The 16,169-nt window shown below is 72.7% G+C and carries 11 protein-coding genes and 1 pseudogene; 5 read left to right on the top strand and 7 right to left on the bottom strand.

All coding sequences use genetic code 11. The annotated features are described in order from the left end of the window. Positions 1 to 8 precede the first annotated feature (8 nt). On the bottom strand, positions 9 to 3,917 hold the full coding sequence (locus tag K7B10_RS35950; RefSeq protein ID WP_229343200.1) for a Pls/PosA family non-ribosomal peptide synthetase: 3,909 nt from the start codon (positions 3,915 to 3,917) through the stop codon (positions 9 to 11). A 173-nt stretch (positions 3,918 to 4,090) separates the two neighbouring features. After that, positions 4,091 to 5,644 carry an FAD-dependent monooxygenase gene (locus K7B10_RS35955; RefSeq protein ID WP_229343203.1) on the bottom strand — a complete coding sequence of 518 codons (1,554 nt, stop codon included), beginning with the start codon at positions 5,642 to 5,644 and terminating at the stop codon, positions 4,091 to 4,093. A 605-nt stretch (positions 5,645 to 6,249) separates the two neighbouring features. Between K7B10_RS35955 and K7B10_RS35960 the strand changes: the two genes are divergently transcribed. The 3 genes and pseudogenes from K7B10_RS35960 to K7B10_RS35970 all read left to right on the top strand — a co-directional run bounded on the left by K7B10_RS35960 (position 6,250) and on the right by K7B10_RS35970 (position 8,418). Continuing rightward, positions 6,250 to 6,789, top strand: a complete 540-nt coding sequence (locus tag K7B10_RS35960) for a Fic family protein (protein ID WP_229343205.1) — start codon at positions 6,250 to 6,252, stop codon at positions 6,787 to 6,789. 198 nt (positions 6,790 to 6,987) lie between these two features. Then, a pseudogene (locus K7B10_RS35965) lies at positions 6,988 to 7,329 on the top strand (SRPBCC family protein); the annotation flags it as partial. A 252-nt stretch (positions 7,330 to 7,581) separates the two neighbouring features. Then, positions 7,582 to 8,418: a DUF3626 domain-containing protein gene (locus K7B10_RS35970; RefSeq protein ID WP_229345683.1), complete on the top strand. Its 837-nt coding sequence runs from the start codon at positions 7,582 to 7,584 to the stop codon at positions 8,416 to 8,418. 204 nt (positions 8,419 to 8,622) lie between these two features. On the opposite strand, the gene K7B10_RS35975 is transcribed toward K7B10_RS35970, so the two are convergent. After that, positions 8,623 to 9,054, bottom strand: a complete 432-nt coding sequence (locus tag K7B10_RS35975; RefSeq protein WP_372481578.1) for a C40 family peptidase — start codon at positions 9,052 to 9,054, stop codon at positions 8,623 to 8,625. Positions 9,055 to 9,335: 281 nt separating this feature from the next. Further along, the gene (thpR, locus tag K7B10_RS35980) at positions 9,336 to 9,932 is read right to left on the bottom strand and encodes an RNA 2',3'-cyclic phosphodiesterase (protein ID WP_229343207.1); all 597 of its coding nucleotides are present in this window, start codon (positions 9,930 to 9,932) and stop codon (positions 9,336 to 9,338) included. 69 nt (positions 9,933 to 10,001) lie between these two features. Between thpR and K7B10_RS35985 the strand changes: the two genes are divergently transcribed. Next, a complete protein-coding gene (locus K7B10_RS35985; protein ID WP_372481579.1) occupies positions 10,002 to 10,703 on the top strand; it encodes a class I SAM-dependent methyltransferase in 702 nt (233 codons plus the stop codon). A 41-nt stretch (positions 10,704 to 10,744) separates the two neighbouring features. On the opposite strand, the gene K7B10_RS35990 is transcribed toward K7B10_RS35985, so the two are convergent. From K7B10_RS35990 to K7B10_RS36000, 3 genes are all read right to left on the bottom strand, one after another. Beyond that, on the bottom strand, positions 10,745 to 11,542 hold the full coding sequence (locus K7B10_RS35990; protein WP_229343211.1) for a hypothetical protein: 798 nt from the start codon (positions 11,540 to 11,542) through the stop codon (positions 10,745 to 10,747). A gap of 239 nt (positions 11,543 to 11,781) precedes the next feature. Further along, a complete protein-coding gene (locus tag K7B10_RS35995; RefSeq protein WP_229343213.1) occupies positions 11,782 to 12,456 on the bottom strand; it encodes a class F sortase in 675 nt (224 codons plus the stop codon). Positions 12,457 to 12,467: 11 nt separating this feature from the next. Further along, a complete protein-coding gene (locus K7B10_RS36000; protein ID WP_229343215.1) occupies positions 12,468 to 13,283 on the bottom strand; it encodes a hypothetical protein in 816 nt (271 codons plus the stop codon). A 282-nt stretch (positions 13,284 to 13,565) separates the two neighbouring features. On the opposite strand from K7B10_RS36000, the gene K7B10_RS36005 reads away from it, so the two are divergent. Further along, complete coding sequence (locus tag K7B10_RS36005; protein WP_229343217.1) at positions 13,566 to 16,133, top strand: galactose oxidase family protein; 2,568 nt, start codon at positions 13,566 to 13,568, stop codon at positions 16,131 to 16,133. Positions 16,134 to 16,169: the final 36 nt, after the last annotated feature.

The raw sequence follows: 16,169 nt of genomic DNA on the forward strand, positions 1-16,169 counted from the left end.
GACCCTTGTCAGGTCCGCCATGCCTCGATCGGGTTGCCCAGCCAACGGGTGTCGGCGGGGACGGATTCCCCGGCCATCACGAGAGAGGCGGGACCCAGCGTGCTGTGGGCCCCGACCGAACTTCCGGGCAGGACGATGCCGCCCGGGCCCAGCGTGGCGCCCTCGCGGAGGACCACAGTATCCGTCCTCAAGATCCGGTCGTGGAAGAGGTGAGTCTGCAACACGCATCCGCGGTTCACGGTGACCCCGTCACCCAGCTCCACCAGGTCAGACTCGGGCAGCCAGTAGCTCTCGCACCATACGCCCCGGCCGATCCGGGCCCCCAGCCCGCGCAGCCACAGGTTCAGCAGCGGGGTACCGGGCACCGATCCGGCCAGCCACGGCACGGCCAGTACCTCGACGAAGGTGTCGGCCAGCTCGTTGCGCCACACGAAGCCGCTCCACAGCGGGTGCTCTCCCGCCCGGTGCCGGCCCACCAGCAGCCACTTCGCGGCCACCGAGACCGCGCCCGCGGCCGCACCCGCGGTGAGCAGCACCACCCCGGAGAGCAGCGCGGTGCCCCAGACCCCCGGGCCCGCGCCCGCCGTGGCCAGCGCGCACAGCGCCGCCACCATCAGTACGGCCAGCGCGGCCGAGCAGAACACCGGCAGGAGTCGGCACAGCTCCACGAGGCCGCGCGCCCACAGCAGGTGCGCGGGCGGATCGTACGTCCGGCTCTGGTCGGAGCTCTCGGTGGAGCGGGGCAGCCTCACCGGCGGCAGGCCCAGGTAGGAGCTGCCCTTCTTGGCCTTCTTCGGAGTCGCCGAGAGGACGCCGACCAGCCCGCCGTCCGGCACGCTGCGGCCGGGCGCGGTCATGCCCGAATTGCCGAGGAACGCCCGGCGGCCGATCTCGGACTGCCCGATGCGCATCCAGCCGCCACCCAGCTCGTACGGGGCGGTCAGCGTGTCGTCGGCGAGGAACGCGCCCTCGCCGACGGTGGTCAGGCTCGGCAGCGCGAGCACGGTGGAGACCTCCGCGCCCCGGCCGATCTTCATGCCGAGCAGGCGCAGCCACACCGGGGTGATCAGCCCGGCGTACAGCGGGAAGAGCGTCTCGCGGGCCAGGTCCATCAGCTGGGTGACCGTCCAGGCCTGCCAGCCGACCCGGCTGTGCGTCGGATGGGTCCCCGTGCGCAGGCCCAGGCTGAGCAGACGTACGGAGACCAGCAGCAGGGCCGCGTACGTGAACCCGTACGCGAGGGCCCCGGGCACCACGGCGAGCAGGGCCCCGCGCAGCGCCTCGCCCAGTGCGGCGTCGGCGGGCACGAACCGGCTCACCACGAGCAGGGCGGGCACGGTGGCGAGCACCGGCAGCGCGCTCAGGCCCATGCCTGCCGCGCCGTAAGCGGCCCGCCAGAGGAGCCCGCGCGGCGGCCGCTGCTTGGGCCAGTTGCGCTTGGCCTTGCCGAGCTTGACGGCCGGGGCGCCGGCCCAGCGCTGGCCGGTGGGGACCGTCCCGACCACGGCCGAGCCGGGGGCCACCTCGGCCCGCTTGCCCACCCGCGCGCCGGGGAAGAGCATGCTGCGGGTGCCGACCACCGCGCCCGTGCCGACCTTGACCGGGCCGATCACGAGCCGGTCGCCGTCCAGCCAGTGGCCGCAGAGGTCCACCTCGGACTCCACGGCGCAGCCGCGGCCCAGCTTGAGCATGCCCGTCACCGGAGGCAGCGAGTGCAGGTCCACCTCGGGGCCCACCTTGGCACCGAGGGCCCGCGCGTACCGCTCCAGCCAGGAACCGGTGAGCGAGGTCGCGCCGACGTACTCGGCCAGCCGTTCGGCCGTCCACAGCCGCAAGTGCACGCTCCCGCCGCGCGGGTAGCGTCCCGCCTTCACCCCGCGCAGCAGCAGACGTGCGCCGCCGGCCGCGAGCGCGAGGCGGCCGGGCGGGCTGAAGAACAGCGCCGCGGCGGGGACGACGGCCCACCACGAGGCGGTCGGCGCCCACGGGTAGGCACCGAACCAGCGCAGCGCGTTGCCGAGCGCCAGCAGGGCCACGCTCCAGCGCAGGCCCACCAGGGTGAACAGCGGGAGCAGCAGGAGCGACTGCACCAGCTTGGCCCGCAGCGGCACGGGCGCCACGACACGGGACGCGTCGTCGTCCCGTACGGACTTCTCCAGCCGCCGGGCCAGCTTGCGCAGGACGGGCTGCTGGTAGATGTCGAGGACGGCCGCGCGCGGGTAGCGGGTGCGCAGACGGGTGGTGAGCTGGGCGGCGGCGAGACTGTTGCCGCCGATCGCGAAGAAGTCGTCGGCGGCGCCGCCGACGGTCACCCCGAGGGTCTCGGTCCACTGCTCGGCGAGCCAGGCCTCGGTGCCGTACAGCTGCTCGGTGGGGCCGGTGGTCTCCAGCTCGGGCAGCGGCCAGGGCAGCGCGTCGCGGTCCACCTTGCCGGAGGTGCGGGTCGGCAGCTCGTCGACCGGCGCGAGCAGCGGTACGAGGGCCGCCGGCAGCTCGGCGCGCAGGCGCTCCACGGCCGCCGCGTGGTCCCAGCCCTCCTGGGCGACCAGGTAGCCGACGAGCAGCTGGTTGCCGCTGCGCGCCGTGCGGACGGCCGCGGCCGCGCCGGCGACGCCGGGCAGGGCCAGGAGCGCCGCGTCCACCTCGCCCAGCTCGATCCGGCGGCCGCCGAGCTTGATCTGCTCGTCGCCGCGGCCGAGGAAGACCAGGCCTTCGGGTTCCGCGCGGACGAGGTCGCCGCTGCGGTAGGCGCGCTCCCAGCCGAGGGATTCCAGCGGGGCGTACTTCTCGGCGTCCTTCGCGGGGTCGAGGTAGCGGGCCAGGCCGACGCCGCCGATCACCAGCTGGCCGCTGCCGCCCATGGGGACCGGTTCACCGGACTCGTCGACCACGGCCAGCTCCCAGCCGTTCAGCGGGAGGCCGATCCGGATCGGCTCCTCGCCGGTCAGGAGCGAGGCGCAGGCGACGACGGTCGCCTCGGTGGGACCGTACGTGTTCCAGACCTCGCGGCCCTCGGTGACCAGGCGCTGCGTCAGCTCGGGCGGGCAGGCCTCGCCGCCGAAGATCAGCAGCCGTACCTCGTCGAGGGTCTCCGGCTCCCAGAGCGCGGCCAGGGTCGGCACCGTGGACACCACCGTGATCTCCTGCTCGGCCAGCCACGGGCCGAGGTCGGCGCCGCTGCGGACCTGGGAGCGGGGCACCGGCACGAGGCAGGCGCCGTAGCGCCAGGCCAGCCACATCTCCTCGCAGGAGGCGTCGAAGGCGACGGACAGGCCGGCCATGACCCGGTCACCGGGGCCGATGGGCTCCTCGGTGAGGAACAGGGCGGCCTCGGCATCCACGAACGCGGCGGCGCTGCGGTGGCTGACGGCGACGCCCTTGGGCTTGCCGGTGGAGCCGGAGGTGAAGATGATCCACGCGTCGTGCTCGGGCCCGGGGCGTGCGGCGGACACGGGAGCGTCCGGCAGCCCGGTGACCTCGAGGCGCTGTCCGCCGCCCAGCACGGCCCGTACGCCCGCCTCGCCGAACACCAGCTCGGCCCGCTCGTCGGGGTCCTCGGCGTCGACGGGCACGTAGGCGGCGCCCGCGGCGAGCACGGCGAGAATGGCCGCATAGAGTTCATTGGTCCCGGACGGCACGCGGACGCCGACCCGGTCGCCGAGACCCACACCGGCTGCCGCGAGCGCGCGTCGACGGCGTTCGACCTCGGCGGCCAGCGCCCGGTAGGTCAGCTGGGTGGAGCCGTCGTCGAGGGCGGGCTCGTCGGGGTACGCCCGTACGGAAGCCTCGAAGACGTCGACGAGGGTGCGCGTGGGGGCGGCGGGCCCGGCGGAGAACCGGGCGGACTTGCCGGACTCCTCGCGCGTGTCCTGGTCGTCGAGCAGGGTCAGGTCACCGTGCTCAGGTGTGGCTGCCATCGGCCCTCGCGTCTCGCTCCCGGGGGACATCCGGGTCGCCGGCGGAGCCCAGGTCTGCCCGGGTTGTTCCGGTCCGGCGTCGAACAACCCGCCATTCTACTGCGGCATCAAGAGTTTTCCCGCTGAAGGCTCGGCCCGTGGCGGAGAAGGAGCGGTCCACCACGGGCCGCTGATCATGGCATTCCGTGACGGAGGGCGCCGATGTGGCCGTCGGGGCGGATGAGCAGAGCTCCGTGCGGGCCGAGGCCGCAGAGGTCCGCGTACTCCGAGGGCAGGGACTCGATGCGCAGCGGCCACGGCGTGGCGGTCTCGTGTTCCCAGCGGGCGGGGTCCGGCGTGAGCAGGGTGAACCATTCGCCGCAGGCGTCGAGCGTGGAGCGGCCGTCCGCGAGCCAGAGGTGCGGCATGCGATGGCCGGGCCGTGGGGTGGGGACGTAATCGGTGCCCGCATCCGCATCCGCATCCGTGTCCGTGCCCGTCTCCCTCTGCGGACGGGGTGGCTCCGGCCGGGTGCCGTCGCCGTCGAGGACGGCGGCGGAGCGGTAGGCGGCCCCGAGCACGAGGCCCAATTGCGCGAAATACCGCTCTGACCAGGGAAGTTCAATCCGGTCCCGCTCCGGTGCGCCGCCGCGGAGCTGCTCACGGCGTCGTTCCTGGACCTGAACCATGAGCCGGGCGTTGGCCACTGCCTGGCGCAGCGTCCGGTGGGCGACGGGCACCCGTTCGGCCGCGTACGTGTCCAGGAGGCCCGGGCCGGCCCACCCGCGCAGTACGCCCGCCAGCTTCCAGCAGAGGTTGTGCACGTCGGCGATGCCGGTGTTCATGCCCAGGCCGCCGATCGGCGGGATCGCGTGTGCGGCGTCGCCGGCCAGCAGGATCCGGCCGTGCCGGAAGTGATCGGCGACGAACGCGTGCATCACCCACTGCTGCACCCGCCGTACGTCGGCCCGTACGTCCGCGCCGGGGCCGAGAGCGCGCGAGACGAGGCCGGACCAGTCGGTGCGGGCGCCGTCCCCCGGCGTGGGGCCGAACCAGAGCCAGCCCCCTTCGGGGTGGACCGGTCCGAACGATCCGTGCGCGGTGAAGTAGACCCCGGCGGGCTGACGGGCGCTCCAGCGCCCGAGGTCGGCGTCGAAGACGACCGTGGTGAAGTCACCCATCGCGCCGGGGCCGGTGGTGTCGATGCCGAGGCGCTCACGGACGGTGGAGTGCGCGCCGTCGGCGGCGATCACGTAGCGAGCACGGACGCGTGCCCGCGCGCCGCTTCGGCGGTCGAGGAGCACGGCCACGACGCCGTCGCGTTCCTCGGCCAGGGCGGTGAGCTCCACCCCGAACCGCAACGGCGTGTCGGCGGCGGAGAGGAGGGCGGGTTCGAGGCGGTCCTGCGAGGTGAGCACGCCGAGCTCGGGGCTCTCGGGTACCGGTGCGTCGACCCCGACCATCGCCGCCGAGGCGAAGTCCCGGTCGTACAGGGTGTCGCGGAAGCGGGCGCGGCCGTACTCGGGCGCGAACGCGGCGGCCGTGATCCGGGCGGCGAGCCCCAGTTGGCGGAAGATCTCCATCGAGCGCACGTTGACCAGCCGGGACCGCGGGAACGGCGAAAGCTCGGCGTGCTTCTCGACCAGCAGGGTCGGCACGCCCCAGCGGGCCAGCAGCGCCCGGGCGGTGAGCCCGACCGGCCCGCCCCCGACGATCAGCACCGCCACCTCGGCATCTGCTCCGGACAAGCCTCGCTCCTCATGCTCGGCGCGGGCGGGTCGACCGCCCTGTCCACAGTAGGGCGCCGGGGCCCCACGGCCCCGGCGGCATGCGGAAATCCGGTTGAACGGACACCGGGTGGGCGCGGAAGCCGACCCCGGGGCGGGGCCAGGTCCTGGGCCGACGCCATGTCGCACGCGCTGGTGGAGCGGTACGGCCGCCGGGTCGTGGGCTGGCGCTGGGCGCACGACGAAGGGGACTTCGACGGGGGGCCGGTCGGACACTGGTGCTGTCCGGAGCACTCGATCACCACTCCCGTGGAGACGCTGGACCGCGTCGTCGCGGCGCTGTGCGAGTGGCGAGAGTGGCTGGAGAGCCTCGCGGGGTGGTTCGAGGCGTATCCGCTGGAGATGGCCGAGGTCGAGGAGCAGCGGATCCTGTGGGACCGCGCCGCTCGCAACGTCATCCTGCAGGTGACCGACCGCACCGGCTGCGGCAGCGGCTGGTACGGGCAGGCACTGCCACCAAGTGCTCATCTGGTTCCTCAGCCACGGGGGTGTCTCCCCGGACGTCGCGCGCGATCTGGTCGCCGACGTGATCGGCGGGCGGTTCCGGCTGGACCGGTCCCGACCCGGTGCTGGTCGACGATGTCGCGGAGCGGCTCGCGCTGTCGCTGCGGCCGGACGACGCCCGCGTACGGTCCGCCGGGCCCGCCCCGGACCACTTGGAGCGCTGGCTGGCGGTGCGGGAGGCCGTACCGTGGCCGGCCGGCCCGGACGGCGGGGCGCAGGCACCGGTGACCCCGTCGTGCGACGGTGCGGCGCAGGACATCCGGTCCTTCGACGGCGCCGTGGACCCCGCCCGCGCCCAGGGCCTGCTCGCCGCCCTGGAGCTGGCGCGGGCCGATGCGGAGCGGGGCGCCGCGCTCGACTTCGACCTGCTCGGCGGCTGGCAGGTCTGCTTCTTCCACCCGTTCGACGACGGCAACGCCCGATCCGCCTTCCTCGCCCTGGTGTTCGTCCTGGCCCGCGAAGGCGTCGCGCTCGACGGCGTCGGCCCCATCCGCCGCATCACCTGCCGGGCCGACGACCCCCAGGACGCGGTGTCCCTCGCCCGGTCCATCGGCTTCCACACCGAAGACACCCGCCGCACGGCCGCCTCCCGAGCCTCCTGACCGGCCCGGGCCCGGTCCCGAGGCCCGAGCGCCGCCGATCCGCTACAGCTCGTCGAGCCGGAGGAACGTGAGGGCCCGGCGGGTGAGGGCGAAGAGGTCCTCGGGTTCGTCCTGGGGGCCCGAGAACACCCACGTGACCGGTCAGATCGTCTTCAACGACGACGGCGGCGCCGACGCCACGCTGCGGGGCGAGGGGGCATGGTGCCCCGTACGCTTCTGCGCACCGTCGTCGTGCCCGCCGCCCCCGCAGAGGTCTGGCGGGTCATCGGCGAGTTCGGCGCCTTCCCCGACTGGCACCCGTACCTGCTCCCCTCCGTCATCGAGGACGACGCCGATCCCGCAATACCCGGCGCGGTAAGGGCGTTCACGTACGAGGGTCAGGTCGTCCTGCGCGAACGCCTCCTCGCCAAGGACCCGGCCGCCCACGCGTACCGCTACTCCGTGGAGGCCCCGGCCTTCCCCGTCACCGGCTACGAGGCGAGGCTCTCCGTCCACCCGCACGAGCACGGCGCGGAGGTCCGCCGGCAGGGCGCGTACGAGGCGGAATCCGACGAGGCGGTCGCCCAGGTCGAGCAGGTCTTCGGCGACGGCACGTACGCAACGGGCCCGGCGGCCCTGAGGGACCGCTTCGCACGGTATCCGCCGAGCGCCGCCGTCCAGGCTCTCGAAGTCCTGATCGAGGACGAAGCGAGTCCGGAAGTGTGGCGCCGCCCGTGGCATCGCATCCGCACGCGGCGGCTCCCCGGAGGAAATGACGCGCGGCGGATGATCGGCTCGGGAAACACTGTCCGCATGAGCTTCGAAACCGTTCAGACGCCGCAGGACCGGGCCCTTCGCCATGTCGCGGAGTTGTCGTCGGGCCCTCCGGTCGATCCGGCGCTGAGGGTGACCCTCAACTTCCACCCCGACCGTGTGGCGCACGGCCGGTCGGTGCTGGCCTCGCTGGCAGAAGACGCCGTCTACCACTCGCAGTTCGTCACCGGAACGAGCAACGGGGGGCTCACGGCCCATCCCGGCGGAGACCGGTGGCGCTGGGAGAGCAGGATCTTCAACGGGGCCTACGATGAGGCACCGGCTCAAGACCGGCCCGCCTACGGGGCGTTGAACTTCCGCGACAAGTCGGCCGGGGCGGCCCCGCGTTTCGGTTCGGCCCATCTCCGGCTCACCGCCGAGACGCTGAACCGGACCACGTTCTGCTACCCCGACAGCTTCCTCGAACCATCGGACTTCGGCGTCGCCGGCCGCATGCCGCTGATCGAGCTCGCCCGGGCCGACGACCAGGACGCGCTCGACGACTACATCGAGGCGCAGGTCCACGGGCAGGTCCGGCTGGGCCGCGACGTGGAGGCGTTGGTCCTGGATCCCTCTTTCCGGGACACCCCCGTCGAGGAGGCCGCACGGAGCCTCGGCTGCCCCCTGGAATGGCACGCCGGTTTCCGGCTCACGGTGGACGAACTCCGACGCCACCCCGATTATCGCGGCCGGGAGTACGTCGAGTTGGGCACGCGGATCGCGGTCGGCGGTGTCCTCGACCCCCGCATCCTCGGTGACGCCGCCCGGGCGGGTGACCACGACCCGCAAGCCATCAAGAGGGTGTGGCACTGTCTCGCGCGCTTCGGAGCCCCCTAAGGGCTGTCCCGTAATCCGCGGTGGGTCAGCGCGCGGCGTCAGATGCGGTGCATCGCATGGCGGAGGGTCGTCCTCATACTGGGCGTATTCGGGCGATCCCGACAACGCGGCGAGGTGCCGTAGCTGGCGCCGCGCGCCCGCCGGGGATTACGGGACAGCCCTTAGGGGGGCGTCCCGGGCCGGCCGCGGGCCCGTGGCCGCCGCTCATGTGGCGCGGGCGTAGCGGACGTTTCCGCTCCAGATGCGCTCCAGCCGTACGCGCGTGCCCGGTCGTGGAGCGTGCCAGATCTTGTCGTGACCGGCGTAGATTCCCACATGCCCTATGGTCGCGCCCGCGGGGAAGAATACGAGATCGCCCGGTACGCGCTCAACCCGGCCGATGTGGCGCGTGTGTTCGTACTGCTCGTCGGCGGTGCGGGGAAGCACCCGACCGGCCTTTCGGAAGGCGTAGAGCGTGAGGCCCGAGCAATCGAATTCCCGCGGCCCCGTCGCCCCGTACACGTAGGGCGCACCCCGTTTGGATGCGGCGATTGCGACGGCCTTGGCGCCGTACGGTGAGGCCGCCTGGGCCTCGGCGGCGGGGCCGGTGAAGCTGGCCAGGGAGATTATGACGGAAAACGTGAGCACTGTGGCGATACGGCGGGTAGTCAAGCGGTCGATGGAGCGTTTTCGGTTGTCCGTGCTGATACAGCTCAATCGTGATACCTCCGCATTGTGTTGCTGAAACAGTCCCGGGTTGGGGTTCTGCGTCGGTGACATTGCGTATTGGCTCTCGACGGCGGACCAGTTTTGTCCGATCGGCGCGAAGTTCCCGTCATCGGACACGGCTTCAAGGATCTCGGTTGAGTAAAATCGTCCGTGCTCATAGTCATGAATGATTTTCCGGAACAGCGAGTGGAGGGGTACTCCATACGGGTTCAGTGCCGGCCGGTGAATTGCCAGGAGCGGATGTCGCGGTAGTGGATCGGGCCGGGGCCGCGGCCTATGTTGCTGCCGACCAGGTGGAGGCGTTCGGCGGGCCAGGTGCGGCCGGTGAACCCGGTGAGCGTGGCGGCGACTTCCGATGTGCTGGACGGGTCGCTGCGGCGGGCGCGGGCCAACGTCAAGTGCGGGCGCAGCGGCCGGTCTTCGAAGGGGATGCCGCATTCCCTGACGATGGTGCGGACCTGTGAAGTGAGCAGGTGCAGCCCGTCGATCTCCCCGTCGATCCCGCTCCACAGGACCCGTTGGTCGAAGTGTCCGCTGCCGCGCAGTGCCAGTTCCAGCGGCCGGTGTGCGGCCGCGAGGGCGGCGAGCGGCGGCTGCAGGAGCGGGACGGCGGCGACCGGCAGTTCGCCGAGGAAGGCCAGGGTGATGTGCCAGTCCTCGATGCGGTTCCAGCGCATGCCGGGGTACGCGCGGTAGGCGGGCCGCAGTTCCCTCGCCAGTTCCTCCTTGGCCTCGTCGGGCGGGGCGAGGGCGATGAACACGCGGACGGTCGCGGCCGGGGACGGGGGCTGGATCTGATCGTTCACGAGGGACTTCGTACCGTACCCCGGCGATCCAGTCATCTTCCGCCCCCGACCCCGCGTGCGGCGGGCATGATGAACGCCGTGCCCGACGCCACGCCTGATCCCGTACCGGAGCCCCCGGTCGACCCGGTCTCCGCCATCCGCGCGTACTGGAACGCCGCCGCTGCCGCGTTCGACGAGGAACCGGACCACGGCCTGCTCCGGGAGCGCACGCGGGCGGGGTGGGCCCGGCTCATGTCGTCCTGGCTGCCCCGCGCGCCGGCCGACGTGCTCGATGTCGGCTGCGGCACCGGATCCCTGTCGCTGCTGCTCGCCGAGGCCGGCCACCGCGTCACCGGCGTCGACCTGGCGCCGCGGATGGTGGAACGCGCCGAGGCCAAGTGCGCGGCCGCGGGGCGCGCGGCCCGGTTCCTGGTCGGCGACGCCGCCGACCCGCCGACAGGGCGGGAGCGCTACGACGTCGTGCTCTCCCGCCACTTGCTGTGGACCCTGCCCGACCCCGGGGCCTCGCTGCGCGCGTGGGTCGCCCGGTTGCGGCCCGGCGGGCGGCTGGTGCTGGTCGAGGGCCGCTGGCGGCAGGCCGGACAGGACGGCGCGCCGTACGTGGCCGGAGCCGGGGCCCTGCCGTGGGACGGCGGTGTCACCGCCGCGGACCTGGCCGCCGCGGTCCGTCCCCTCGCCGCCCGCCTGCACGTCGAACCACTCAGTGGTGACCCCGAGTTGTGGGGCGGGCCGGTTGCCGACGAGAGGTACGCGCTGATCGCCCACGTCTGATGCGGCGGCCGTGCGGCGGGATCCGACCCGGTCGGGCTCGGTCAGTCGTGTGCGGTCAAGCGCTTCGTGAGGGTGCCTCCGACGAGGATCAGGGCCACTCCCAGCCACCACACGTTGCCGTCGAAGATCAGGACGGCGATCCCGATCGGCACCAGCAGCCCGGCCAGCGGTACGAACAGCCCGGAGAGGTGCGGCGGCTCGGGACCGGGCTTGCCCGCCTCGCGCAGGGCCCGGGCACGTGCGACGTCCGGGTACCACTCGGTGAAGCGCAGGGCCGCCACGATGGCCAGGATCTGGATGATCCATCCGGTCCAGATGTTGTTCGGGTTGTGCAGCACCAGGTCGCCGTACGCGCCCGCGACGGCGGCGACCAGGAACGCCAGCCCCCACACGCCGGTGATGAGGTAGTTCGTCCGCAGGAACGCGGGGCTGTTCCAGTGCGCCGGATCGACCTGCTCCCGCGCGTACTGCAGGGTGAACGGCATGCGGAACGCCATGGAGCCGAACGCGATCAGGACGAGGGCGATGTTGGACACCTCGCCGGCGTACGTCTCCAGCCACCGGCGGGTGTCGTCGCTCGCCAGGATGCCGACGACGGCGAGGATCGCGAAGAAGACCAGGTCGGCGATCTCCAGCAGCTTCCACGAGCTGCCCCGGTTGATGATCCGGCCGGCCGCGACCAGCACGACCGTCGTCGCCAGGGCGAGTACGACCGCGAACTCGAACCTGCCCGGTCCGACCAGCAGCGAGAAGATGATCCACGGCGCCATTCCGATGACGGGATTCTCGAGGAATCCCGCGATACCACCGCGGGCCGTGGCGGGCCCTTCGGTCTTCACGTTTCCAGGGTGCTCCGGCACGGGGGGCGGGGCCATTCGGGAGGCGGAGGGGCGGGGGAGCGGCGCGGCGGGCCCGGCCTCGCGTCACCCGTCAGGCGGGTCGGATCGCGGGCCGGGAGTTCCCGGCCTACCCGAGGGCTCAGGACCTCGGTGATCTCGTCCTCGTCCGGCCGCACGGTCGGACCCGCCTTCCGACAGTTGATCGCCAATACCACCTCAGCGCATGAGGAGCCGGGTGCTCACGTGCTGCTCGTCATGCGGGCGAAGACGACCACGTTGCTGTCGTAGTAGTGCTTCTTCGGGTCGAAGTCGCCGCCGCAGGTGACCAGGCGCAGGCCCGCGTAGTCGAGGTTCTTGTAGACCTCCAGGGTGGGGAAGTCGGCCTTCGGGTACTCCGCGACGCGCTCCACCGTGAACGTGGCCGTCTTGTCGTCCCGCCGGGTCACCTTGATGGTGTCACCGGCCTTCATCGTCTTCAGTTTCTCGAAGACGGCCGCCGCGCCGTTCCACGTGACGTGGCCGGCGATCACGGCCGGGCCCTGGGAACCCGGCGTCGGGCCCGGCTCGTACCAGCCCGCGAGGCCGGGGTTCTTCGGGGTCTCCATGCTGCCGTCCGCGTTCTGGCGCAGCGTCTCCAGGGTGCTGGAGAGGCCGAGGGACGGGATGGCGATCTTCTGCGGCTCCGACCGGGCCAGGACGGGCTGGGCCGGAGCCCCGGCCTTCGGCGACGCGTGGTGGCCGCCCGCGGAGGGCTCCGCGGTGGGAACGCCTCCGGCGGCGTTGCCCGCCGGGGCGGGGGGCGCCGCCGGGCCCTGCCCCGCGCACCCCGCGAGGAGCAGCGTGGCGCAGGCGAGGGCGGCGGAGCCGAGGGCGCGGCGCGCGGTCCGCGAGGAGGTCGTGCGGCTGCGAGTCATCCGGCTGGGAGTCATGCGGCGGCGCCCTTGGTCTCCGTACGGCCCCCGGCCGCCGCGATCCGCCGCCGTGCGAGGAACACCACGCCGGCCGCGGCCGCGGATACGGCGAGTGCCGCCCCGGCCGGCACCGTCGCGCTCTCCGGCGCGCCGCCACCCGTCTCGACGCCGCCGACCGGAAGGGAACCCACCGACGCGCCCATGACCATGCCGCAGTTGGTCGGAGCCGTAGCCTCCTGCGGCAGCTTCGGGTCGAGCTCGCTCTTGCCGGCCCCCTCGACGTCGTACGTGCCGTTGTGGTTGCGGTCTATGCCGTGCTGCACGATGTGCAGGTCCTTGATGTGGTCGACCACGTCCTGCGCGACGGTGATCGTCCGCTTGTACGAGAGCTTGCCCTGCTTGTCGGCGACCGGCATCCGGTCCACGGCGAGGCCGCTGGCCGCCTTGGTGTCCCCGGACGTGGTGAGGGAGATGTTGATGTCGCCGTAGTCGACGGTGGCCTCGGTGTTGCTGAGGACCCCGTCGCGGTTGGTGTCGTCACTGGCGTCCGGGCACTGGAAGTCGTGCCCCTTCGTCGAGCCGTGCAAGTGCTGTGCGGAGGGCTGTCCGGGCACCATGCCCTCGGACTGGATCTGCACGGTCAGCTGGTTGCCCTTGATGCTCAGCATGGCCGTACCCCGGGAACCGGAGTCGTTGAGCTGCGCGAGGTCGATCTGGTACGCCTTGCCCCCCTCCGCGGCGAGGGCCGGGCTGGAAAGCCCGAGGGTCAGGAACACGGCGGCGGGCCCGGCGGCGAGTACCACGAGGCGACCAGTGCGCTTGGCAATCACATTCGCTCCTGTTCCGCGGCTCCCGGGAGGAGGGGCCGCAGATCGTACGGGGGTGAAGCGAGCCCCGGAGAGGGTCTCGCCGCTACTTCGGAGCACCAAGGCCCTTGGATGGGTGTCTCTTTGAAAAAATCTTCCGCGATCCGTGGCGACCCCCGTCCGGCCGCACACAGGCCGAGGCGGACGGGCACTGGTTCGCGCCAACTCGCCTTGACTGCAGACCAGTTACCGACGCCCTGACCTATGTTCTGTGGGGTATGCACCAGTTCACCCCAGGAGGTCAGATTGCAGCACAGGCGACGCTTCCTCGCCGTTCCACGTGCCGTACGCCGCTCCCACCTGCTCATGGCCTTCGGCCTCGGCTCGCTGCTGATCGGTCTGATGCCGTGGCTCGGGGTCGGCGGGCCGGCGGCGGCCGGGCGGGCACCCGGGCCGCGGCCCGCGCCCGTCCCGTTCGACCAGCAGACGGCGCAGCGGTCGCCGCACCACGGCGTCGCGCCCGCCAACGCCATGGAGCCCACGGCCCCGGTCCTCGACCGGACCGGCTGGACGGCCACGGCCGGTGACGAGGAGACCGGTGGGGAGAACGGCCGCGCGGCCAACGTGCTCGACGGCAACAACGGCACCATCTGGCACAGCAAGTGGTCGGGCACCCCGACCCCCCTGCCGCACAGCATCACCATCGACATGCACCGCACCGCCGTCGTCTCCGCCCTGATCTACCTCCCCCGCGCCGACGGAGCCAACGGCCGCGTCGGCGAGTACGGCATCAGCGTCAGCAAGGACGGACAGGACTGGGCCACGGCGAGCCCCGTCGCCACGGGCACCCTCGCGGACGACGCCGGCGCCAAGACGCTCGGGTTCGCCCCGCAGGGGGCCCGGTTCGTACGGCTGACCGCGCTCACCGAGGCCGGCGGCCGCGGCCCCTGGACCTCCGCCGCCGAGATCAACCTGCTCGGCGACCCCGGCACCCCCGCGGCCACCGTGGACCTGCCCCGGACCGGCTGGACGGCCACGGCCGGTGACGAGGAGACCGGCGGCGAGGACGGCCGCGCGGCCAACGTGCTCGACGGCAACAACGGCACCATCTGGCACAGCAAGTGGTCGGGCACGCCGACCCCCCTGCCGCACGCCATCACCATCGACATGCACCGCACGACGGCCGTCTCCGCCCTCGTCTACCACCCCCGCCTGGGCTCGGCCAACGGCCGGGCCGGCGCCTACACCATCACCACCAGCACCGACGGCACGGCCTTCGCCGCGCCGGTCGCCGCGGGCACCTGGCGTGACGACGACACCGTCAAGACGGCCACCTTCGTCCGCACCGAGACCGCGCGCTACGTACGACTGACCGTGACCACGGAGGCCGGCGGCCGCGGTCCCTGGACCTCGGCCGGCGAGATACGCCTCAGCGGACCGGCCAGCCCGGCCGTCCACGGCTCCTGGGACCGGATCACCGGCTTCCCGCTGGTGCCCGTCGCCACCGCCGCCCTGCCCGGCGACAAACTGCTCGCCTGGTCCGCGTACGCCGTCGACCGCTTCGGCGGAAGCAACGGCTACACCCAGACCGCGATCCTGGACCTGAAGACCGGCAAGGTCACGCAGCGCCGCATCGACAACACCGGACACGACATGTTCTGTCCCGGCATAGCGATGCTGGCCGACGGCCGCGTACTGGTCACCGGCGGGAGCAACGCCGAGAAGGCGAGCATCTACGACCCGGCCACGGACGAATGGTCCGCCACCGCCAGCATGAACATCGCCCGCGGCTACCAGGCCATGACCCTGCTCTCCACCGGCGAGGCCTTCGTACTCGGCGGATCCTGGAGCGGGACCGCGAACACCGACAAGGCCGGCGAGGCCTGGTCGCCCGACACCCGTACGTGGCGCAAGCTCCCCGGAGTCCCGGCCGCCCCCGCGCTGACCGCCGACCCCGCCGGACCCTACCGGGCCGACAACCACATGTGGCTGTACGCCACTTCGGGCGGAAAGGTACTGCAGCTGGGCCCGAGCAAGCAGATGAACTGGATCTCCACCAGCGGCCAGGGCGCCATCACCCCCGCCGGCACCCGCGCCGACAGCCAGGACGCCATGACCGGCAACGCCGTCGCGTACGACATCGGCAAACTGCTCACCCTGGGCGGCTCGCCCGCGTACGAGAAGACCCCGGCCACGCAGCGCGCCTACACCGTGGGCATCTCGGGCGGCCAGGCGGTACAGGCCGCCCGTACCGGGGACATGGAGCACGCCCGCGCCTTCAGCAACAGCGTGGTCCTGCCCGACGGCAAGGTGGCCGTCTTCGGCGGACAGGCCTATCCGGTGCCCTTCAGCGACGCCACCTCGGTACTGGCCCCCGAACTGTGGGATCCCGCGACCGGCCGTTTCACCCCGCTCGCCTCCATGGCCATCCCGCGCAACTACCACAGCGTGGCCAACCTGCTGCCGGACGGGCGGATCTTCTCGGGCGGCGGCGGCCTGTGCGGGGACTGCGCGACCAACCACGCCGACGGAGCCGTCTTCACCCCGCCGTACCTGCTGGAGGCGGACGGATCGCCGAAGCCGCGTCCCGTCATCACGGGGGGAGTGCCCTCCAGGGCGGCCCCCGGCACCACGCTCACGGTCGCCACCCAGGCCCCGGTGGCGTCGTTCGTCCTGATGCGGGCCGCGGCCGCGACCCACTCCACGGACAACGACCAGCGGAGGGTCCCGCTCGCCTCCACGGCCACGGGAACCGGCGCGTACACGGTGTCCATACCGGCGGACACGGGGGTGGTCCTGCCGGGGAACTACATGCTCTTCGCCCTCGACGCCCAAGGCGTCCCGAGCGTCGCGAAGTTCGTCACCGTCTCCTGATCCCGCGAGCGGTGTCCGGCGGCCGCAGGGCCGGCC

Origin of the sequence: Streptomyces flavotricini, from assembly GCF_020639365.1 — a bacterium.
Lineage (GTDB): Bacteria > Actinomycetota > Actinomycetes > Streptomycetales > Streptomycetaceae > Streptomyces > Streptomyces flavotricini.